This window comes from Peribacillus sp. P4_C12, assembly GCF_056402095.1.
Map to the genome: position 1 here is coordinate 1 of NZ_JBFUIB010000915.1, position 1,058 is coordinate 1,058.

General features: G+C 35.1%; 1 protein-coding gene. It reads right to left on the bottom strand.

Annotation, left to right across the window (positions count from 1 at the left end; translation table 11 throughout):
* Nucleotides 1-224: 224 nt before the first annotated feature.
* Nucleotides 225-1,058 (bottom strand): ABC transporter ATP-binding protein (locus AC1DUW_RS30225; protein ID WP_477644361.1); only part of this gene is annotated, 834 nt, incomplete at its 5' end.

Sequence of the window (1,058 nt, forward strand, 5' to 3'; positions counted from 1 at the left end):
CTTTTATACCATAACGAACGTTTAACAGCTCCTTAAACCATTCTTTATTACCTATATAATAACGGATTAAGTGATAATTTTCATGAGTTTTAAATAAAACAGAACTTTTTTTCCGCAACTTTGTTATCATTAATTGGAATTAATTCAATAACTGAGGAATAATTCAAATAAATTAATAAAAGCTACATATCCTCAATGAAAGGACATGTAGCTTTAGATCACTATTATTTTTGAAATTGTAATTTATGCAGATTAGCAAAGATACCACCTTGCTTAAGTAAGTCTTCATGGCGGCCCTCTTCAGCAATTCCTTCTTCTGTAACAACAATAATTTTGTCGGCGTTTCGAATCGTTGCTAATCGGTGGGCGATAATAAGTGTAGTTCTATTTTCAGCAAGTTCGGTAAGTGCCTGCTGGATGATTCTTTCGGTTTCAGTATCAAGCGCAGATGTTGCCTCATCGAGAATTAATATCGGCGGATTTTTTAAGAACATCCTGGCGATTGCAATTCTTTGTTTCTGTCCTCCCGATAACTTTAAACCTCGCTCACCTATTTGAGTTTCATATCCTTCTGGTAATCCTTCAATGAAAGCCTCTAGATGGGCTTTTCTTGCTGCTTCTTGAATTTGTTCATGCGTTGCATTAAGCAATCCGTATGAGATATTCTCTTTTAATGTTCCTGTAAAAAGAAACACATCTTGCTGGACTATGCCTATTTGTGACCGTAGTGATTTTTTTGTCATCTCTCGAATATCAATTCCATCAATAGAAATTGAACCGGAAATAACATCATAGAATCTAGGGATTAACGAACAGATAGTCGTTTTTCCAGCTCCGGATGGACCTACAAAAGCAATGGTTTCACCAGCTTTGATATTCAAATCAATGCCTTTTAAAACAGTTTTTTTGTCTTCATAATTAAAAGTGACATCATTAAAAGAAATATCACCTAAAAGAGCATTAACGGCAAATGCATTCTTTTTATCCTCGACATCTGGCTCTATATCCAGAAGTTCTGTAAAACGCTTAAATCCAGCCATCCCTTTCGGATATAGTTC